This window comes from Candidatus Formimonas warabiya, assembly GCF_002777255.1.
GTDB lineage: Bacteria > Bacillota > Dehalobacteriia > Dehalobacteriales > Dehalobacteriaceae > Formimonas > Formimonas warabiya.
In genome coordinates this window covers 4,752,074-4,772,000 of sequence record NZ_CP017634.1, presented here as the reverse complement: position 1 = coordinate 4,772,000, position 19,927 = coordinate 4,752,074, and the positions used below count along the sequence as shown (strand labels likewise).

Genomic DNA, 19,927 nt, shown 5'->3' with positions numbered 1-19,927 from the left:
AACAATTGTACCATAGTTTATTTTTATTTTCAAACATACCTATTTATGCCCGTGATAACTTTTTTACTTTTATCCATAGTGCTTTCTCGTTTAGGGGAGTTGCTTCCGTTTGTTCCCCAGTCCGGTACCCTACCACCCAAATGATTTTATCTCCGGAAATCACTAAGGGGACTGCCTTCCTTTGTTCATGGGGTATTTTTTCATCAATAAAAAAATCTTTCAGTTTTTTTGTTCCGCTCAGCCCCTTGGGTTGAAAACGGTCTCCCGGCAGACGGCCCCGAACAAACAGCTGCCCATCCAACACGTTCAAATGAAAAGCGGCGCTGTTTTTATTTTTTACGTAGTGGGGCTCCGGCCAGGGAATGACCTCTGTTTCCAGTGAAATATTCAGCTGGGGGATCCGGGTGATGCCGGGTACCCGCAGGGGCACCGGCGTAAAAAAATCAAAATCCTCCTGGGGAAAGTTAGGGCAGCGGCTGAAAATTAGTCTTCCCTTTTCTTTTCTGGCGTATAAGCGGCCAGGCAGGCAAATTTCTTTGCCTGGCCTTAAATTCAAAATATCTTCCGTATGGTCAAAGCTCAGGCTGCCCGGGGCATGCGTAAAGTCATCCACGATCTTCCGGATCAGCCGGCGCCGGATCGCCAGGTGAAATTGATCCAACCGGTTTAGATCAAGGGTAGCCCCCCTTTCTTGGCGCACCAGCTCTACCTGCCCCATGGCTTCTTCCGTAATTTCCTGCACGAGCTGGTTTTCACTGCGGCAAATATTTGCCGTCCTGGTCAGGGCATTGATAATTTGGGGATTAAGCTTCTTCAATCTGGGTATCAGGTCTAGCCGAACCTTATTTCTCTGATAGACGTCCTCCTCATTGGAAGGGTCCATGCGGTATGCCAAGCGTTTTTCCCGGCAATAATGGAGAATCTCTTCCCGGCCGGTTTCCAGCAAGGGCCGGATCAGGTTTCCTTCCCGGGGCGAAATAGCCGCTAACCCCTCCGGACCCGCCCCCCGGATTAAATGAAGCAGCACCGTTTCTGCCTGATCATTGGCATGGTGGGCCGTCATCACGGCATCGGCTTTACAGGCCTGGGCGATGCGCTGTAAAAAACTGTACCGAATATTCCGGGCTCCCTCTTCCGGTGAAAGACCGGTTCTACTAATATAGGAAGGAACGTCAAAAGATTCCACGGTACAGTCTAAACCCATTTCCTGGGCCATTCCGGCCACAAAACAGGCTTCTTCCTCTGATTGTGCCCCCCGGAACATATGGTTTAAATGGGCCACATGAATTTTCACACCCCAGGATACTGTGAGCTTGCGAATAAGGTGCAGCATGGCCACGGAATCCGGCCCCCCGGAGACTGCGGCCACAAGGATCTGTCCCGGCAGAATCAGCCCATACTTTTTGATGGTTTTTAAGACAAGCTTTTCCATGGTATCTCCCATCCAGGTATCATTTAAAAAGCACGGTGTTCCCTACCGTGCTTTTTCTTCATCATTCATCATTTTCCTTTATTATGGCCAAAATTTATGCCGAATAATCTTCCACCACGGCGATGAATACGGAAATATCGTCCCGGGGTTTGCCTCCGGCAAAATTAACCGCATTTTTCACTAAGGACTCTGCTAATTTATCAGGACTGCGTTCACTACTGCTCTCTAAAATTCCGGCAATCCACTTTTCCGCATCCTCCAGATTTTTCCCTGTATCCAGCAAGCCGTCGGACGCCAGCACGATCGTGTCCCCCACGCCGATTAATTCTTGAATCGTCTCCATTTCTACGGTGTGCAGGATGCCGATGGGTAAACTGGATCCCCGGATGATTTTTACCCCATCCTGATGATTTTTGATAAAGCTGGGGCCTCCCCCAATCTTGATAAAATTGGTTTCCCCGGAATATAAGTCCACAATACAGATGTCCAAAGTAGCAAAGCTTTCCTCTTTGGAGCGAAGCATTAAAACCGAATTAATGGTATTGATAGCAACTTGCTGGTTAAAACCGGTTTCCAGCAGTTGTTCCAAAAGAGCCAGGGTGGTGCTTGATTCTAGGGCCGCTTTCGCGCCCACGCCCATGCCGTCGCTGAGCATAATAATCATTTTTCCGTCCGAAAGCAAGATACTGCCGGTACTATCCCCGCAAATGCTGTCCTCATCCCGCGCCATCTGGCATTTCCCCATCTTTAATTTCAAAGCTCCTGAGGCAAGCATGCGGAAGCAGCAGGTTTTGACGCCGGTATCAAAAGAACAATTGGACTGAAAGACATTATATTCTTTCCCGGTTAAGCGGGAAACAACGCCGGGAAGAAGCTGCCCGCATTCATCCACCCCCGGGCAGGACTGCAGTTCTAAAGTGAGATCGAGAATTTTTTCCCCCATTTCCGTTACCGTTACTTTGTCAACAAAAAAGCCTTTTTTCGCTAAAGCTTTGTTCAAATTGACCTCCAGCAGTTCCCGGGATCTGCCGGAGTTTTTGATTTCTTTGGCCACCTTGTCAATGATCTGGGCCGACCCGGTCATCTGGTTGGCCACCAGATTGCGGGTATTCTCCATATAACGCTGCCAATAATAATTTTTTTGGTACAGTTCATAGAGACAGTTCACTGCCGCCAGCATTTCCCGGGCATGGGAACATCTTTTGCGCAGGGTGGCAGGCATATCCTTGATGCTGGCATAGCCATTGGTCTCAATCGTGGTAAATAAGGCCATAATGGACCGGTAGGTCTGGTAAAAATCTTTTTCCCAGCACATCTTTTGCAAGGTGCAATCCTGGCATACCCGGACAGAAATCTTATTCAAAACGGAGTTGATGTGCTGATCCTCCTCGGGTTCCATGTCGCCGGACAGTTGTTCCAACGTGCACGCCAACTCTTCAAACACCTTGCTCATGTTGTTTAATTTCTGCAGGGTCAGTCGCCGAATACTGTCGTCTTTGTGGGTTTTAATAGGCCAGGCTGCGTTGTAACTGAATAATTTTCCCGCCTGTAACAGCCATTCTTTCGGGAGGATAAAAAATAAAACAGCCGCTGCCATCGATGCGGTAAGGGAGGATAAGATCAAAGCCGTATTTACTAAATAGAGGGCCAGCAATAAATTTCCTAAAAAGAAACCCATCACCACGCCCATCCGGCCAAAGCCGTTAAAAGCACCGGCCAGTAAACCGGAAAAAGCATACATGCCGATCACCGAGGGCGCAATCATCTCGGACAGGCTGGGGATCACACCTACTAAGGCCCCAATACCGGCGCCTGCCCCGCCCCCGCCTAAAAATGCGGCCAGCATCACCAGCAGCCGGCTGAGCATGCTGCGTATTTCTACATTCCCAATACTCCAGCTTCCTAAACTCATAATCAGCCCTAAAATAAAGATAAAGACACATACCACTTCGTCTGCGGCCAGCCGGTCTAAAAAACGCCTGCCCCGAATCACTTCGATGACGACCAAAAATACCAGGGACAGGCCGGCGGCAAACAGGCTTTCAAATATGGCAGACATGATTAAATAGTCTGAGGCCTGTCCCAAAAAAAGGGTAAGGCCTTTTGCCACAATCACGGCAGTTAATACCAAAGCGGGCACCGCGACCCATTGCCGGTTTGCGTCGATGGAGTAAAGCAGAAAGACAACCGCCAAAATCCCGATCACGCCTATGTTGCAAAAGAGCTGTTGACCCGAAACCACCGTTAACAGCCCTGCTATGACGGGAAATGCTTGGATCACCACCTGTTTCCGGTCACTACACACCAGCGCCGCAAAATAGGCCGGTCCAAAAGGGAGTAAACTGCCCAAGACTTGCGCCCGGCCCAGCAAAAATCCGGCTAAAGCAAAAAATAGCATTTCGGGCAAATGTTCCCGCCATTCACCAAAAGAAAGATCCGGCCATTTAAATTTAAACTTCCAGTTGAGGGTTCTTTGCTTTTTTCTTACCCTTTGGCGAAAACTGTGTACTTTAGGATTTTCCGACATCGAACCACGCCCCCAGCTTTTATTCGCTTTCCATTATAAAATAGGGGCGGAAAGAAACTTGTCAGATTAGAACCGCACCGCTGATCAACTTTGCGACCATCTTTTTAACTTTCAACAATCTTTTTTGGTTTTCCAGAAAATGAGTCAGGGGACGGTTCTTCTTGTCGCAAATTTTGCGACAAGAAGAACCGTCCCCTGACTCATTTGGTGACCCGTAGGGGATTCGAACCCCTGAAACTGCCAGCGTGAAAGGCTGGTGAGTTAAGCCGCTTCTCCAACGGGCCATGTTTGGTAGCGGTGACTGGATTTGAACCAGTGACACCACGGGTATGAACCGTGTGCTCTGACCAGCTGAGCTACACCGCCAAATCGTTACTTTTAGATATTACCTGAACAATTTCAAAATGTCAAGACCAAATACCCTCTCTCTTTACATAAATATATTCCAGTTTTTTCTCCTCTCTTTCCCGGAAAACAGCCTACTTTACCAGCATCAACTTAGCGCCTGCCGCGAGAAGAACCACGCCCAGGACCTTGGTCCAGGTCATGGGGAACCTTTCTAATCCCCATAATCCGGCACAGTCGATGAGCAAGGCAGTCGTCACCTGGCCGACAATAATAGCGGTGGTCGCGTTTGCCACACCGATTTTGGGGATGCTGGCCACAACACCATAAATAATCAGTACGCTAATGATCCCTCCCAAATATCCATACCAGGGAACTTGGGCCAGCTTGCCCAGATTCCCTTCTCCCAGCTTGAGCCCGAATAAGGCGACGGTAACGGCCGCCAGACCGATCACATGCACCATGAAAGTGGCTTCCAGCAAACCAATCACTTTTGCCATCACGGAATTAAGGGAACCCTGGATGGCCATGGCAATTCCTGATAGGGCAGCCAATATCAGAGGCAGGAAAAATTTCATCTTTTTTCTCCTTTAAATGTTAGGGGACACACCTCTATTTCGGGCATTCCTATCCCGTCGGAGGAATGTCCCCAATTTATGTTAGGGGACACACCTCATCCAAGAAGCAAGATACAAGAAGCCAGAAGCAAGAAAGGTAAGCTAGAGTCAGGAATGAAGAACCAAAGATCTTGTTCTTACCTCTTGACTCTTGTAGCGAGGAATGTCCCCAATTGATTCAGAAATCTTCATTATTTTTTCCTCCTTTCCTTCTCAGTATACCAAAAAAGCCCGGACGGGCTTTTTTATTAGAAAACTTGGCTTGCGCCAAGCCTCTGGCGCCGGCGTAAACCTTAGTTGCACTTAGATCTATCAGAAAGAACTTATATTCTCTGATAGACTGAAGAAAACATTTTGTCATAGACCTGTGCTGTTTCTTCCGCTACCTTCACCCAAGAAAACTTCGCCGTATGTTTCAAACCCTTTTGGCCCAATTTTTCCGCCAGATCCGGGTCCGTCAATACCAAAAACATTTTTTCCATCAAATCCCTGTTGTCAAAGGGGTCAAACAAAATGGCCCCATCCTCCAGTACCTCAGGGATAGAAGAAGCCTTTGCCGCCAGGGTGGGCGTGCCGCATGCCATCGCTTCCAGGGGAGGAAGCCCGAAACCCTCATAATAGGAAGGATAGACGAATAACCTGGCCGCCCGGTAAAAATAGGGCAGATGATCCACCGGCACAAAACCGGGAAAAATCACCTTGTCATTTAAATCCAGGGCGCTGATCAAGGCATCTAAATAGTCCTGCTCTTTTTGTCTTCTCCCGGGCAAAACCAGAAAACAGGGAAAATCTACTTCCCCCAATATTTTGGCAAAAGCCATCAGCAGTGCTTTGAGATTCTTCCGGGGACTGAAACCGCCCACATAAAGAATATAATCGGACCCGATGCCATAATGCCGGGCGAGAAAATTCCGGCACCAACTTTGATCCAGGGGTTGGTAAACCGGTTCCGGTGCCTCAAAAATGACGTCGATTTTTTCTCCGGGGAAGCCAAAAATCTGTTCAATGTCCTTTTTGGACCATTGGGAAACAGTAATAATCCGGTCTACCTGTTCCATGATCCGGGGCATTTCCGTGAGAAAGGTTTTTAAATAACCCTTGCCCACTGTTTCCGGATAAATATAGGGAATCAAGTCATGAATCGTCACCACTTGGAGACACTTTTTCACCAGAGGAATGCCAATGCCGTTTTGCGGTACATGGTAAATATCGATGTTTTCTTTTTCCAGCTTCCCGGGCAAAAAATGCTCTTCCCAGTACTGGGTGCTGGTTTCTATTTTAACAAATTCCTCACGATTGTTCAGGTCTAGATCCGCAAATTCTTCCCCCGGCCAAAAAAACCGGTAATTGGCCCCCTCCGGACGTTGTTTTAAATGATAAAGCAATTGGAATGAATAGGTGCCGATCCCTGTGCCCCGATACCAAATCGCCCCTCTGGCATCAATTCCTACTTTCATTCTATCTCCTCCCGGAAATTTATTTGGTGCTTCCGGTCTTCCTGATCCTTGCCCAATCTGGAAAAAGTAAATACTTTAATCTCTGCCCGCATCACATCATCCTCCAGATAAATATAGCCCATGGTAGACAATCGGCCGTTCCGCACAGGGGTTCCCGGATTGAATAACAGCACATCCTGTTTCATTTTTTTTCCCGCCCGGTCAGGAGGCCGAAAGACAGCCTGAAAAGATTCCATCAGAGGCAGGTGACTGTGCCCAAACACCACGCAATCAACCGGTTCATCATGTAAAAAGGGCTCTAAAACAATTTGATAAATTAAATCATATTGCTGGGACTTTTTGATATGTGTTTCCGCCAATTCGTCACCATGGATCATGCCGATTCTGAACCCTGCTACTTCCACCACCCTTTTTCGGGGCAACCTATTTCCGAAAAAGGGGAGATCATGATTTCCTGCCACCGCATGAACGGGGGCAAAAGCGGCAATCTCTTCCAATATTTCCGGCGTAACAATATCGCCGCAGTGCAAAATTAGATCTACGCCTTCCAAGCCCTTTTTCATGCGTTGGGACAGTTTTTCGAATTTGTGCGGCACATGGGTATCTGAAATGACGGCAATTTTCATGGATTCACCTCCGGCCAGGAATAGATCATAGCGGCAAAAGCTTTCAGAAAGCGCTCGATCTCTCTATATTGATGCACATAATAGGCAAATTTCTCCGTTAAATAAGGCTCATTCCAAAAATGTTCATGCTTTTTTTCATAGTACTCCTTCACAATTCTCCAGGGTATCTCGGGAAATTGCAGAAAGGCCAGAAGAACTTCCATGTGTTTGGATTCCAAAGGGACAAATTTACCATATGCTTTTAAAACCCGGGCGGTCAACGACATATCCCAATGATTTCTCCAAAGCGTCCGGCGCAGCAGTCGCCATAAATCTGTCACATGGATATCGATGGCAATGGCGTCAAAATCAATGAGATAGATTTTTTCCTGAAACAAAACAAAGTTTCTCGCGGCTGTATCTCCATGGACTAAAGTGCCCCAATCCCGTGCTTCCTCCACCAGATCCTGGTACCTGGACTGGGCTAAACGGTCCGTACTCTCGGCGGCCTGATCCAGGAGCCAATCACCATGTTCCCTAAATTCCCTTTCTAATTCCTTCGGTTGGGGAACACTTCTGGCTAAATGCAAAAATTTTTTCAGATCATCTGTTTTTTCTTTCAGTTTTTGGGGCCATTTTCCCAGTTTATTTTTCGCTTGATATCCCTTACCCGGCGTAAAACCGATACTGGCCCGGTGAAATTGAGCCACCGCCTCTGCGGCCAGCGACATGTCGCCGGCATTCCTGTAATCCGGCTCCCGGCCCTCCATCCATTCCTGAACAAAATAATAGGTCTGATGATCGGGAACAACCATCCTGCCGTCCCGGGCAGGAATACAAGGGGCCATCAAGGAGAATCCCCGGCTTTTTACATAATTCATGGCATCCATCATCATCAAAACCCTGTCCATACTGCCGGTAACTTCTTTCAGGCAGATTTTTCCCCGGCCGGTATCAACCTGGTAGACATCCCCCACAGCTTTTATTTCCTGGGGAGTTTCCTCCCACCATTGCAGAATGGAAATCATTTTGTCACGATCCATGTCGCCCTCCTAGTTACCATACTTTTGTTCAAATTGCAGGAGAAACTTTTCTTGGAGCTCTAATTTTCGGGTTGCGGAAGCCAATTTTTTTAAATAGCCTTCTTCCTGCCATTTTTGCTTCCGGTTAAAATACCGGTGGGAAATGCGCCAGAATTTTTGGGGAAACTGAAAAAAGGCCAGCATGATCCGATATTGGGGTTTTTCTAAAGGATATACCTTGTTATACTCATCCAGGATTAAATTTGCTTTATCCACATTCCACTTGAAACTTCTTAATGTTCTTTCCACCATCCGTACCACGTCGGTTACCCTGAGGTCATACCGGCAATAATCAAAGTCAATCAGATAAGCCTCCCGGTCCTCGCCAATGATAAAATTACGGGCCGCCACATCCCGGTGGGTAAAGGTTTTTTGCCCTTCCGCATCCTTTGCGATCTGGCGGTAATCTGAGGATTTTAGCGTCTCAAGCGCTTTTTCTCCTTTTTCGATAAAATAATCAACGGTGGCCAGATATTTCTTCTCAAAATCCGTTAACTGGTCTTTCTGTTGGGTGATATTTTTGAAATCTTTTAGATCGGCCGCTCTTTTTTCTAAAACTTCCGGCCATTTACGATACATGGACCGGGCTTTTGCGCCGCTAAGAACCTGAAGCCCTTTGGCATATTGATGAAATTCGGCTAAGGTCCGGGCCGCAGCCCCTAAATGATCATTGCGGGCAAAATCGCAGGGGACACCGGAAACCCACTCTGTCATAAAATAGGCATCCCCGTCCAGCATCACCAGTGGTGATCCGTCCTTCGCCGCCACCGGCGCGGAAATCTTATGAAAGCCATGGTCCGTCAAATGCTTTAAAACCGAATAAATAAAGAGCATTTTATGCTCTCCTTTGTCAGCCCGCTTCAAACAAAAGGTCCCCCGGCTGGTTTCTACCCAGAAGACATCTTCCTGGATGGGCGCGATGGCCTTTACCGTAACCCCGTATTGATTCAGTACCGGTAAAATCCCTTTCAAGGTTGTCACCTGACCTTTCCCCTGTATCCCGCGAAAGAATTCTATTATAGATTATGAGTATCCGCTTATCCAAATTGACAAAAAGGCCCAAAAAAAACGAGTCCCCCAACGTAATGCTTGGGTGACCCGTTTTTTTACGGAAAGCTTTTTCCGGTTAAACAGTTTTAAAACGCCTCACTAACGCCCCTAATTCTTCCGCCCGGGCGGCAATTTCTTCTGAAGAAGCGGCCAGTTCTTCCACTCCGGCCGCATTTTCTTGTGTCACGGCGGCAATTTCTTGGGCGGTCTGAGCCACTTCCTGACCGGTCTGAGCCGCTTGCTCCGATGTCTGAACAATCTCATCAATCATCAGATTGGTCTGTCCGGCAAAAGTTCTAATCTCATCAAAAGCCCGGCCCGTTTCTGCCGTTACCTTCATCCCTTCAGCAACAGCCTCCACGGCCCGCTCATTGTCTTGACGAATGGTATTGACCAGTTGAGAAATTTCTTTGGTCGCGCCGCCGGACCTTTCTGCCAGTTTTCTTACTTCTTCCGCCACCACAGCAAAACCCCGTCCCTGTTCCCCTGCCCGTGCTGCTTCAATGGCAGCATTTAAAGCGAGCAAATTGGTTTGATCCGCAATGTCGTCAATCACGTCCAGAATAGCGCCGATTTTTTCAGAATTATTGCTTACCTTCTCCACCGTATCATGAATCTTTTTCATGCCGGCAGTAACCAGCTGTACTTTCTCTGCCCCGTTCAGCGCTTTGTTATTCGTTTCATGTGCCGTTTGGGCAGCGGAGTGGAGTTTTCCGGCGGCGTCTGTAATGCCGGAAACCATCTGGTCAATACTGTAATGCACGGTCTGCACCTGGCTGGCCTGCGCCTGGGCGCCGCTGGACATTTGCTGGGTACCGGCGGACATCTCCTGGGTTGATGCCGCCAGACTCTCCGCAGTTTCGGCAATATTTTTAATGATATGTTGGGTATTTTCTACAAATTGATTGACATACCGGCTCATCAGGCCAATCTCATCCTTGCTGCCGATAGTCAGCCGTTTGGTCAGGTCACCGTTTCCTTCCGCAATATCCTTCAGTAAATCGGTCGTTTTTTCGATGGGCTTGACGATACGATGGGCCACCAGGTAGAGCACCCCTAAAACGATGGCCAAAGAAATTGCCGCAATGATCATGGCAAACTGCCTGATCTCATTTGCTGACGCGACGATCTTATCCCAAGGAATATTGATGGAAAGGGACCAGGGAGTTCCTACGTTGCCGATATCGACAGGAACAAAAACCCGGTAGACATTGGTATCGGTGCTGGTAGTAGAGAAGCCTTTTCCCTCTTTGATATTCTTTTTCCATTGTATTTTTTCCGGCGTGGAACCGATATCTTTCCCTAATTGTTTTTCATCGGTATAGGCCACATATAATCCATTATGGGATATCAGGGTACAAGAGCCGGTCTGAAAAGGTTTGATGCCGGATATCACTTTCTGAAAACTGTCCAGCCCAATATCAATACCCACCACCCCTAAGAAACGATCCTGCTCCAGAATAGGCACCACCAAACTGGTAATCAGCACCTGTTTTCCTCCTGTGGTGTACAGATAAGGCTCCAACACCGTTTCTTTATGGGATTCTTTGGAAAGCAGATAATAATCTCCCGCCCCCGGAGTCTCATAAAGAGCTAAAGGCTCCACCGTGCCGTCCTTTTTCCAGTAAGAAATAAACCTGCCCGTACTGTCGTGACCCGGCTTGTCCACAAACATACGGTCTTTGCCATCCAAAGCATCGGGCTCCCAACAGGTCCAAACAGCAATATACTGAGGATTTTTTTCTGCCGCGTCCTTTAATATTTGATTTAAAGCATCCCGGTCCGCCTTGCCGCTTACTTTCAGGGTGAAAAAGGTTTGCGCCAAGGTCCGGGCAATGGTCATCCCCGTATCTACTTCATCGTGTACATAAGAAGCATAATAATTTGCCATTTCCGAGGCAATTTCTTGGGCAGATTCTTCGGCCATCCTGCTTGATTTTGAAGCAACAAAATAAATGGTGACCACAAAAGCAAAACATACCATCAGTCCTACCCAACATAATAGCTTTGTCTTAATTTTTAAGTCTGTCATTTTTCTGCCTGACAAATTCGTTCCCCCATTTCCCTTTAATTTATCAACACCTCAAAAAAAACAAAAATACTTCTTCGGTAGCTGGCTGCCTTAACTTTGATTCGTTTTAGGCCCTTTAGCTTTGCGTCGCTGCCTTTCGGCAGTTTTGCCTTTAATCGGAAAGTATGGGAAACAATAAAAACAATTATTATTACTTTACAAAATTTGCGCTTGCTTGTCAATATTTGTCACAAACGCCCACTTAAACGGGCGACCGTACCCAGGTGTTCCCTGCCCGAAAAAACCTTGGGGCTTTTTTAAAGATATGGTATAATTTTTTCTGTAGGGGGAGAAAAAATTTTTTCGATTTATCGGCCAGGTGGTGATCAGTGATGTGGGAAACCGTTTTTACCAGTACCTTTCCTTCTGCCCAAATACCCATTCATGTCAGAGCCTGCGGTGTACCTGCGCGGGCCCTTTTGTCCTATGAAGATAAAGAAAACGTAGCCCGGTTATGTGCCGAGGGTTGCCCGGATTATAACAGGACCTGGTCCTGTCCTCCCCACAGCCCGTCTTACTCCCTGTATGAGAAAAGTTTTGATCATGCTGTGATCGTACTCTTCTACACTGCCCTGGACCAGTTTGATCATATTGAAAATCTGGATCAAAGAATACGCACCGCCAATACTGTTTTAAGATCTATTCTGGAAAGGTCCCTCCGTTCCTTAGAAAAAAAATACCAGGGACGCATGCTGTCCAGCGGTATCTGCAGGCTTTGCCTGCAATGCTCCTGTATCGACAAGAGCTCCGGATGTAAAAGACCGAAAGAAATGAGATACAGCATGGAATCTCTGGGATTGCACGTGATAAAAATCTGTGCGGATTTTTTGAATCATAAGCTTGACTGGTGCGCCCAGGGGATTGCGCCGAACTATGTGTCTTCTGTAGCATGTTTACTCACCAAAAAACCGGTGGATGAAGCTGAATTGATCTATGTACTTTAAGTCACTCTTCTTCATCATCTTCATCTTCACTAAAAGATTCTTCCATATTGATACGGGCAACAGGTTCCTTCTTCCAGAGTTGGGGGTCTTCCAAGCCTAAACGCCAAAAAGCGCAGCCGGCTGCCCCAAACTGCTGGACGAAAAACTTTTTATCAAAGACAGATTGGGCATCTTCCATCCATATTTCGTTTTCTCTGCCATCCATCGTGATTTTCCCCGAAATTACCCCGGAATCCGGATCCCGCTTCCATTTTCCCTGTTGAGATGTAAGCAGGTCTTGCCCTTCTAAAAAGGAGATCGGCTCTCGGACGGGATTCCTTTCCCGCCAGCGATACCCGCAAACGGGCAACACCGCGACAATTTTTTCCCGTGGGACGTATGCCGCCGCATAAATCAGGGCCGCCTGGACAAATTGTCTTGAGGCGCTGGGTCCCGGCAAACCGAAGTTTTCATCCATTATTTCCACCAACAAATAATCACACCAGCTGCCTAGTTGGGCATAATCATAATATAAATGCTGGCCCTTCGCCGCCGCCACAGTAGCCAGCAGCATTTTCCCTTGGGGGCGGATCTCTTCCGCTAAAGATTGCATGAAAACAGTAAAGTATTCTTGATCGTCCGCATCCTCTAAATCAAAATAGATGTTCACGCCTGGAAAGGCATAGATTTCTAAAACCCGATCAATTTCACGGATTAGCTTTTCTCTGCACGCCGGATCTGCCAGTACATCGGAAATGATCTTTCTTTCTTTTGATTGTTTCGGGGTATAAATCACCGGAATTACCGGCACCTGATGTTCTTGGGATATTTTACAGATCTTCATATCAAATTGTTCCTGCAGTTTTCCCTGGGGGCTGACCGTGAAACTGAAGGGAAGAAAACAGGAAACATCCTGGGCCCCGCTTTTTAGATACTGTTTCAGATCGTCCGGAGCAATGAAATACCAGGCATTTGACATCAGGGAGGCATTTTTTCCCTCATAGGAACCCTTGAGACCATACCGCTCAAAAAATGCTTCTAAAAAAGCGACCTTCTTTTCTTCCTGTTCCATTAACTGATCGAATTTACGACCGATTTTATCTTCTTCAAATCTACCGTCCTGATACTTCTCCACAAATTTTACAAAGGCCGCGGGAAACATCAGTGCTGCTCCCAATGTCATCATTTCCGCATCGGCAAGGGGCTTAATGCGATGATACGCTTTTATTACCTGCTCCCCCAGGGTATAATCCCAGGCAACTTTCGGCATCATTTTGTTCATCAGGTAGACGAGATCTGCCACCTGGACACCGTAGGCGCAATGCTCCCAGCCCAGAATACTAAGCGCATGATCCGTAATGACGATATTTTTCAGGCGAAACTGCCTGTGGCAAATAGTTTTTTCCCTTTTGGCCCGCTCCACCAGGGTTTTAAATCCGGATACCCGTAATAAGTCTTGCGCCCTGTGCGCCATCGAGGCAAAGGTAGTCCAGGCCTGTTGAAATTCTTCCGGGAGATGCCCTAATTTTTCATTTACTTTTTGGACACCCCTGGTCATCTGCTCCGAAAGATCATACCACCTTTCTCTCACCACAGAATCCGGCACCTGATCCACCTTTTGGGCCGCCAGGTGCATCTCCGCCAATGTCCGGACCATTTCTATGATCTGATCCCCATCTTTTGCGGTGCACGCTTTTCCCCCGAACCAGTCGGTTAAATAATAGATGCCCATTTCACCTTTGACAAAATAATCGCCGTATTTGGTAGGGATGAGCCGGGGAATTCCTTTCGAATACCCATGAAAGGCCAAATGTTCCAACACATGGTGCATAAAACGAATCCGTTCTTCCTGATAACTCACCATTAATACTTTTTCTCCCCGCTGGGTCTTAATTTTATATTCATTGCCCATTCTTTTGATCTTTTTCGGCCTTAAATCCCATTCACCAAGAATTTCCGCATGACGCAAGTATTCCACCATTAGTTTCTCTCCGTTTTTTGCCAGTGATTTTCTTCTTTTTGACATCTGCTCATTCCCCCTAACAGCTTCTTCTTTCTACCCACTGAGTCAATTCTGCCAAGTATTTTTGTTTTTCTTCTTCCTGACGGAGAAAAGAGTCCATTCTTTCCCTTGTTTGATCCAATGCCGAATTTTCCTGGGCCAGTTGTTTCAACAGCTGCCAATATCCAACGGGGAACCATAAATTAGCCTGGATGATTTCAATTTCGGCGGCATCGAGGGGATAAATACCGGCATATTCCGGAATAATTTGGGAGGCGATGGGGCTGTTCCACCCTTCTGCCGACCCTACCAAACGGATAAAATCAACCAGATCCCTTAAACGAAGGTCTCTCTGCCAGCCGTCAAATCCGGTAATGAATATTTCCCCGGAAGGACTGGCAATGACATGATGGCTGTGGTAAGCTCCATGACAAAAACTCAACTCCCTTTTCACCAGCTGTCTGAATTGGTGATACCCCGCTCGCTCCAACATCCGATAGGAAATTACCGCCTGAGAGGCCATCATGCGCAGGCTCTGTTTCAAAAAAGGGGGTCCGGTGACGGCGGGCATCAGTTCCTCCAGTTTTACCGCAATAATGATAAAGTCCCTTTTCCAGTTATTCCTGTCAAAGCTGGCCTCTTTTTCCATCGGTAAAATCAATCCTTTTGCGGCCTGATGCAACCGGGCCAGTTGCCGGATGGCTTTTGAAACATCGTTCTGGTCTCTGAGATCAATGGGACGCCCGTCAATCCAGTCTGAAATACAGTAATACCGGTTACCGATGTTGTGATAGGGTTCGCCAAACTTAGTCCGGATCAATCGGGGCACCTTTTTAAAACCCTGCTGAGCTAAATGTTCCAGTAATAAAAAAAGATGGAAAACCTCATGCTCCGTATTCTGCACAATTTTTAAACACTTGGTTCCCCGGTCGGTTTCCAGCATGATCACCTTTCCCCTGGGCATGATGTGATAAAGATCAAAATCCCACTGTTTCAGCGCCCAGGTGTCAATATTTAATTCCCGGCAGTCTTCCTGCCACATTTTCCGTATTTCCACCTGACCCACTCCTTTTTTAATAAGGTCAGGGGACACACCTCTATATCAGGCATTCCTATTCCGCCGAGGAATGTCCCCAATTTATGAGGAGCTTTATTTTAATAAATATGATTCCTCTCCGGAAAAATGCCAAAAAGCACAACGGAACACGTTGTGCTTTTTGATCGAGCAAAAAATGCTTTACATTCTCGGTACCGATAACAATAAGCCGAATTTTATCTCTTCTTCCCCCACCGCGTTTAATTCGCGGATACTTTCTTTGGAAACCCCCAGTTTATCCGCAATCGCATCTAAATCTTCCCCTAACTGGACCCGGTAAAATTTCATTTGATAAAACTCCTTACTGGAAAAGAACGTCCCCTTGCTCTCGGCATAATCCTGTTCAGCCGTTGTTTGGGGTCCAGTGCTTACCGGACCGGAAACCTGATCCTCGTTTCGCTTCTGCCCGCCCCCCTCTTTCCCGGTAAAAATCGACTTTATTTTGCTGACCATGGGCATCTGGTGAGCTTTCTTATTAATCTCGCTTTTCTTAGCCGCATCCGTTTTACCGGCACTGCTTGGCTTGATACTGGAAACCGGGCTGGGTTTAACAGATCCGGCGCTTTCTTTTTCCTGACTTTTTGGGGGAATATTTTCCGATCCTTCTTTCGCCGCCGTTTTTTTACTTATCTCCGCCTTTTCAGGCAGTTTTGTTTCTTTTTCCCCATGGGCCGCCTCAAATTGATCCGCTTTGACGGGCACCGTTTTCTCCTGTTTTTCCTCTGCACCGGCCTCCCATTTTACATATTCTTCTTCCTCTTGTACCGGTTCAACCTTTTGCACCGGTTTAGTTTTCTGCATCGATTCCGTTCTCTGTGCCGATCCGGCTTTCTGTACCGGTTCAGTTATCTGTATCGGTTCAGTTATCTCTTCCGATTCAGCTTTCTCTTCTAATTCAGTTATCTCTTCTGATTCAGCTTTTTGCACCGGTTCAACTTTTTGCAGCGCTTCAGCTTTTTGTACTGGTTCAACTTTTTGCACCGGTACAGCTTTCTGCACCGGTTTCTCGGTACGGCTCAGATTGAGATAGGCATCAACTTCTTCTTGACCTGCAAAATCGTCCTGCTCCCCTGTCTCCATCTCTTCTGCTTCAAGTTCCTCCTGAGGAGCGAGCTGCAAAACAGCCTCAAACTCAATGGCCTTGGGACTAACGACAAACCAGTTGGTACTATGGACACAAGGCTCCAATTTGACCACGTGGTCTCTACCCAGATCTTCCGTTCCAATGGCTAAGGTAAAGGGAACGTTGAGACTCAAATCCCGGTATTGATTTTCCCTGCGGTCAAAATCATCCTCTTCTCTGAGCGCAGATTCCAGACGGGCGATCACTTTTTCATCAGGCTCTGTATCGGTAAAATCTCCTTCATCTTCAAAATTCACCGTTCTCCAAGGCAGTTCATGGTCGGATTCACGCATCGGCAAATAAGTAATAGAGATATCCATTTCACCGGTGATCGTAATCTCCTGAGAGTCTCCCTGGGCATCATGAATCCTAGGGATTGCCCTGATTTCATGGACTGATTGCACCCCGGGATTGCCCTCAGGAATAAACAAAGTTTTTACGACCGGTGCATAAACATCATTTTTCATTCTATCTCCTCCCGGTATTGCTCTACAAAAAACATATGCCGGGGTTCTGTTAATATGACTGTTTTGTCTTTTTATTCGCCCAAAAAAGAAAAAAGGAAAGCTTAAGTTTGGTGTTAAATTTTGATATAATAGGAGATACTTCTAACAAAAATAAGGAGAAATAAGATGAAAAATAATGCTTTGGTTACGATCGAAATGGAAGACGGGCAAAAAATCGGCATTGAACTCTATGCGGACAACGCCCCCAACACGGTGAAAAACTTTATTTCCTTGATTAAACAGGGCTTTTATGACGGACTTCTTTTTCACAGAGTGATTCCGGGATTTATGATCCAGGGAGGCTGTCCCCAAGGAACAGGAACCGGCGGCCCGGGATATTGCATCAAGGGAGAGTTTTCCGGCAACGGCCATGCGAATCCCCTCAAGCATGAACGGGGAGTGATATCGATGGCTCGAACCATGAACCCTAATTCTGCCGGGTCCCAGTTTTTCATCATGGTTGCTGATGCTCCCCATTTAGACGGCCAATATGCCTCTTTCGGCAAAGTAACATCCGGCATGGATGTTGTTGACGGTATTGTTTCCGTACCAACAAATGCCATGGATAAACCTCTGAAAGAAAAAAAAATGAAAAAAGTCACGGTGGAAACCTTTGGTGCGCCGGATGATCCGGTAGAAAAGATGTAGGAAGAAAGCCCTCAGGGCTTTCTTCAGGATTAAGCCGTTCTTTTTCTAAAGCGGACAAAAAAGGTGGTGCCTTTGCTGCAGGTATCAAAGGTAATTACCGCATTATGCCTTGCGGCGATACTGAAGCAAACCGCCAGGCCTAATCCGATACAGTTTTCCTTTGTCGTTACAAAAGGGATACCAATTTTTTCAATGATGGAAAGGTCCATCCCGGGCCCCTGATCCTTGACTGCCAACACCACATCAAGGCCCTCCCGATAGGTTTTCACAACCAGCATTTTCCCCGGGCCCATCGCTTCTAAGGCATTGCGCATTAAATTAAGAATGAGCTGCCGAATTTCATTTTGATCCAATAATAAATCAGGTGTTTCTTCCAGTTCAAACATGACATTTTTGTCGGCCCTGGCGCTCTCTTCCCGAATCAAAGGAGCGATCGCCATCACGATCTCATTTAGGCTGCCTGACTCCAAATTTAATACTCTATTTTTAGCCAGGGATAAGAATTCCGTAATAATGGAATTGCATTTATCCAGTTCCTCGATCATTAAATCAAAGGAATCTTTAAATTTCAGACACTCTGCTTGCTCGCCCAGCAATTGAAGAAACCCCCGTACGGTGGTCATGGGATTTCTCAACTCATGACCGATACACGCCACCATTTCTCCTAATGAATTCAGTCTGTCCAACCGTTCCATTTCAATTTCAAATTGTTTGCGCTCCGCGGCATGATCCTTTTCTTGATCATATATTTTCCTTTCCGTAATATCATGGAGCAAAAGGGTAATCCCTTTCGGGAAAGGAAAAGCTCTTACCTCCATATATTTCTGCACATGGGAAAAATAGCATTCAAAAGGGATCGATCCGGGCAGGACAGTTCCTTGAGAAAGGCCCTGAGATAAATGGGGCTCCGGCAAAATAAAAGGGGAGAATTTTTCCCCCTCGCCATATTTCTGGTTTTCTTTCAGAAATAGTTCTTTTGCCATCTGATTGGAATAAATAATATTGGACTGTTGATCCAAAACCAATAATGCATCGGTAATACTGGAAAGTATATCCGCAAATATTTCATGTATTTTGCTGTGGTCATTTAACATCATTACTTTTCCCCCAGTTATTACGACAACATAGCTACCTATTTAATTTTACATTAGAGGGCGTAAGAATAATGTCTTATTTTGTAAAAAAGAACTGAAAAAACCGATTCTTTTTTTAAATTTCTTTCGCCAAAAAACGACCTTCCCTTTAAAGAAACACGGGGACGGTCCTATTGTTTCCGCTAGCGGAAACAATAGGACCGTCCCCGTGTTTCTTTCTCCTTAGCCTGCCACATCCTGGTATACTTTGATGGTTTGGGCGGCAGTCTTGGTCCAAGAAAAATTTTGGGCCCTTTTCGGACCTCTTTTCCTTAAGTCCTGTTCCAGATCCGGTTCCGTCAATACCCGGTGCATGGTGGTAGCCAGGGATAAAAGATCATGGGGGTTAATCAAAAGGGCGGCATCTCCCACCACTTCCGGTAAAGATGAGACATTTGACACAATGGTCGGGGTCCCGCACGCCAAAGCTTCAATGGGAGGCAAGCCAAATCCCTCATAAAAGGAAGGATAGACAAAGAGATCACTGGCATTATAAAAAAAAGGGAGATCCTGCATGGGAATAAAGCCGGGAAAAAGCACCCAGCCCCCTAGATTCAGGCTTTCCACCAGTTCTACTAACCCTACGTAATCCCGGGAGGGCTTTCCCAGGATCACCAGTTTGCAGGGAATTTTTGTGTCTTTATAGATTTTGTGGTAGGCGTTGATCAATCCCCGCAAATTTTTTCTCGGGTTAAAACCGCCAATGTAAAGAATAAAACGGCCGCTGATGCCATATTTGTTTTGAATCCGGGCTTTGGCCACTTCTCGTTTAATCGGCTTATAGGTGGATTCGGGTGCTTCATGAATCACGGAAATCATTTTCTCGGAAACACCCATTAATTTTTGCAGGTCTTTTTTGGAATGCTCGGAAACCGTGATCACATGATCTGCTTCTTCCAGGATGCGGGGCATTTCTTTCTGGAAGATCTTTAAATATCCGGGACCCACCTTTTCCGGCAGCAGGTAAGGGATCAAATCATGTACGGTTACAACGGTAGGAAAGTTCTTTTTCGGCGGCAGGCCAATGCCGTTCTGGGGTACATGATAAATATCAATCCCATCAGGAGTGATCGTTCCTTCTGCAATCACGGTCTCCCAAAATGCGTCGGTATTTTGGGCAATGCTTTGAAAGACCCCGCTGGTTAAAGGGTCTGTTCCCTGGAACCTTTCATTGGGCAGAAAAAAATGGTACTCATTCTTTTTATCAATCAAGTAGATATTGCGAATTAATTGATAGGTATAGGTACCCATGCCGGTTCCCCGGTACCAGATCGCCGCGCGGCTGTCGATGCCAACCTTCATTCTTTCAC

Annotated in this window: 15 protein-coding genes, 2 tRNA genes and 1 riboswitch; of the genes, 2 read left to right on the top strand and 15 right to left on the bottom strand. The window is 46.6% G+C overall.

From position 1 onward, the window contains the following. Nucleotides 1–43: 43 nt before the first annotated feature. The 10 genes from tilS to DCMF_RS21580 all read right to left on the bottom strand — a co-directional run bounded on the left by tilS (nucleotide 44) and on the right by DCMF_RS21580 (nucleotide 11,162). Nucleotides 44–1,432, bottom strand: a complete 1,389-nt coding sequence (gene tilS, locus DCMF_RS21625; RefSeq protein WP_214658800.1) for a tRNA lysidine(34) synthetase TilS — start codon at nucleotides 1,430–1,432, stop codon at nucleotides 44–46. 94 nt (nucleotides 1,433–1,526) lie between these two features. After that, complete coding sequence (gene spoIIE / locus DCMF_RS21620) at nucleotides 1,527–3,959, bottom strand: stage II sporulation protein E (RefSeq protein WP_148136347.1); 2,433 nt, start codon at nucleotides 3,957–3,959, stop codon at nucleotides 1,527–1,529. A gap of 205 nt (nucleotides 3,960–4,164) precedes the next feature. Next, nucleotides 4,165–4,243 (bottom strand) — tRNA-Glu (locus DCMF_RS21615). A gap of 5 nt (nucleotides 4,244–4,248) precedes the next feature. Next, nucleotides 4,249–4,325: transfer RNA gene (locus tag DCMF_RS21610), tRNA-Met, on the bottom strand. A 113-nt stretch (nucleotides 4,326–4,438) separates the two neighbouring features. Continuing rightward, the gene (locus DCMF_RS21605; RefSeq protein WP_148136346.1) at nucleotides 4,439–4,882 is read right to left on the bottom strand and encodes a DMT family transporter; all 444 of its coding nucleotides are present in this window, start codon (nucleotides 4,880–4,882) and stop codon (nucleotides 4,439–4,441) included. A 362-nt stretch (nucleotides 4,883–5,244) separates the two neighbouring features. Further along, nucleotides 5,245–6,378, bottom strand: coding sequence for a glycosyltransferase family 4 protein (locus tag DCMF_RS21600; RefSeq protein ID WP_148136345.1), 1,134 nt, complete (start codon nucleotides 6,376–6,378; stop codon nucleotides 5,245–5,247). Then, complete coding sequence (locus DCMF_RS21595; protein ID WP_148136344.1) at nucleotides 6,375–7,004, bottom strand: metallophosphoesterase family protein; 630 nt, start codon at nucleotides 7,002–7,004, stop codon at nucleotides 6,375–6,377. Before DCMF_RS21595 ends, DCMF_RS21600 begins: the two co-directional genes overlap by 4 nt. Next, nucleotides 7,001–8,026, bottom strand: coding sequence for a CotS family spore coat protein (locus DCMF_RS21590; protein ID WP_148136343.1), 1,026 nt, complete (start codon nucleotides 8,024–8,026; stop codon nucleotides 7,001–7,003). The genes DCMF_RS21595 and DCMF_RS21590 overlap by 4 nt, the downstream gene beginning before the upstream one ends. A 9-nt stretch (nucleotides 8,027–8,035) precedes the next feature. Further along, on the bottom strand, nucleotides 8,036–9,046 hold the full coding sequence (locus tag DCMF_RS21585; protein ID WP_214658799.1) for a CotS family spore coat protein: 1,011 nt from the start codon (nucleotides 9,044–9,046) through the stop codon (nucleotides 8,036–8,038). Nucleotides 9,047–9,191: 145 nt separating this feature from the next. Further along, nucleotides 9,192–11,162: a methyl-accepting chemotaxis protein gene (locus DCMF_RS21580; protein ID WP_214658798.1), complete on the bottom strand. Its 1,971-nt coding sequence runs from the start codon at nucleotides 11,160–11,162 to the stop codon at nucleotides 9,192–9,194. A 58-nt stretch (nucleotides 11,163–11,220) separates the two neighbouring features. Beyond that, a riboswitch (cyclic di-GMP riboswitch) is annotated at nucleotides 11,221–11,307 on the bottom strand. A 211-nt stretch (nucleotides 11,308–11,518) separates the two neighbouring features. Between DCMF_RS21580 and DCMF_RS21575 the strand changes: the two genes are divergently transcribed. Next, nucleotides 11,519–12,130 (top strand): DUF2284 domain-containing protein, encoded by a 612-nt coding sequence (locus DCMF_RS21575; RefSeq protein WP_148136340.1) that lies wholly within the window; start codon nucleotides 11,519–11,521, stop codon nucleotides 12,128–12,130. A 1-nt stretch (nucleotide 12,131) separates the two neighbouring features. Here the strand turns inward: DCMF_RS21575 and DCMF_RS21570 are convergent, their stop codons facing one another. From DCMF_RS21570 to DCMF_RS21560, 3 genes are all read right to left on the bottom strand, one after another. Beyond that, nucleotides 12,132–14,135: a glycosyl hydrolase family 18 protein gene (locus tag DCMF_RS21570; protein WP_148136339.1), complete on the bottom strand. Its 2,004-nt coding sequence runs from the start codon at nucleotides 14,133–14,135 to the stop codon at nucleotides 12,132–12,134. 13 nt (nucleotides 14,136–14,148) lie between these two features. Further along, on the bottom strand, nucleotides 14,149–15,168 hold the full coding sequence (locus DCMF_RS21565) for a CotS family spore coat protein (protein ID WP_148136338.1): 1,020 nt from the start codon (nucleotides 15,166–15,168) through the stop codon (nucleotides 14,149–14,151). 180 nt (nucleotides 15,169–15,348) lie between these two features. After that, nucleotides 15,349–16,797: a LysM peptidoglycan-binding domain-containing protein gene (locus DCMF_RS21560; protein ID WP_148136337.1), complete on the bottom strand. Its 1,449-nt coding sequence runs from the start codon at nucleotides 16,795–16,797 to the stop codon at nucleotides 15,349–15,351. Nucleotides 16,798–16,962: 165 nt separating this feature from the next. Between DCMF_RS21560 and DCMF_RS21555 the strand changes: the two genes are divergently transcribed. Continuing rightward, nucleotides 16,963–17,484 (top strand): peptidylprolyl isomerase, encoded by a 522-nt coding sequence (locus DCMF_RS21555; RefSeq protein ID WP_148136336.1) that lies wholly within the window; start codon nucleotides 16,963–16,965, stop codon nucleotides 17,482–17,484. A gap of 29 nt (nucleotides 17,485–17,513) precedes the next feature. On the opposite strand, the gene DCMF_RS21550 is transcribed toward DCMF_RS21555, so the two are convergent. Next, nucleotides 17,514–18,581 carry a two-component system sensor histidine kinase NtrB gene (locus tag DCMF_RS21550; RefSeq protein ID WP_148136335.1) on the bottom strand — a complete coding sequence of 356 codons (1,068 nt, stop codon included), beginning with the start codon at nucleotides 18,579–18,581 and terminating at the stop codon, nucleotides 17,514–17,516. 219 nt (nucleotides 18,582–18,800) lie between these two features. After that, nucleotides 18,801–19,919, bottom strand: a complete 1,119-nt coding sequence (locus tag DCMF_RS21545) for a glycosyltransferase family 4 protein (protein WP_148136334.1) — start codon at nucleotides 19,917–19,919, stop codon at nucleotides 18,801–18,803. Nucleotides 19,920–19,927: the final 8 nt, after the last annotated feature.

Coding starts and splice junctions, on each gene's coding strand:
- DCMF_RS21590 (WP_148136343.1), bottom strand. CDS start 8,026: ATGGATCGTGACAAAATGATTTCCATTCTGCAATGGTGGGAGGAAACT.
- DCMF_RS21550 (WP_148136335.1), bottom strand. CDS start 18,581: ATGATGTTAAATGACCACAGCAAAATACATGAAATATTTGCGGATATA.
- DCMF_RS21600 (WP_148136345.1), bottom strand. CDS start 6,378: ATGAAAGTAGGAATTGATGCCAGAGGGGCGATTTGGTATCGGGGCACA.
- tilS (WP_214658800.1), bottom strand. CDS start 1,432: ATGGAAAAGCTTGTCTTAAAAACCATCAAAAAGTATGGGCTGATTCTG.
- spoIIE (WP_148136347.1), bottom strand. CDS start 3,959: ATGTCGGAAAATCCTAAAGTACACAGTTTTCGCCAAAGGGTAAGAAAA.
- DCMF_RS21555 (WP_148136336.1), top strand. CDS start 16,963: ATGAAAAATAATGCTTTGGTTACGATCGAAATGGAAGACGGGCAAAAA.
- DCMF_RS21545 (WP_148136334.1), bottom strand. CDS start 19,919: ATGAAGGTTGGCATCGACAGCCGCGCGGCGATCTGGTACCGGGGAACC.
- DCMF_RS21575 (WP_148136340.1), top strand. CDS start 11,519: ATGTGGGAAACCGTTTTTACCAGTACCTTTCCTTCTGCCCAAATACCC.
- DCMF_RS21560 (WP_148136337.1), bottom strand. CDS start 16,797: ATGAAAAATGATGTTTATGCACCGGTCGTAAAAACTTTGTTTATTCCT.
- DCMF_RS21595 (WP_148136344.1), bottom strand. CDS start 7,004: ATGAAAATTGCCGTCATTTCAGATACCCATGTGCCGCACAAATTCGAA.
- DCMF_RS21605 (WP_148136346.1), bottom strand. CDS start 4,882: ATGAAATTTTTCCTGCCTCTGATATTGGCTGCCCTATCAGGAATTGCC.
- DCMF_RS21570 (WP_148136339.1), bottom strand. CDS start 14,135: ATGTCAAAAAGAAGAAAATCACTGGCAAAAAACGGAGAGAAACTAATG.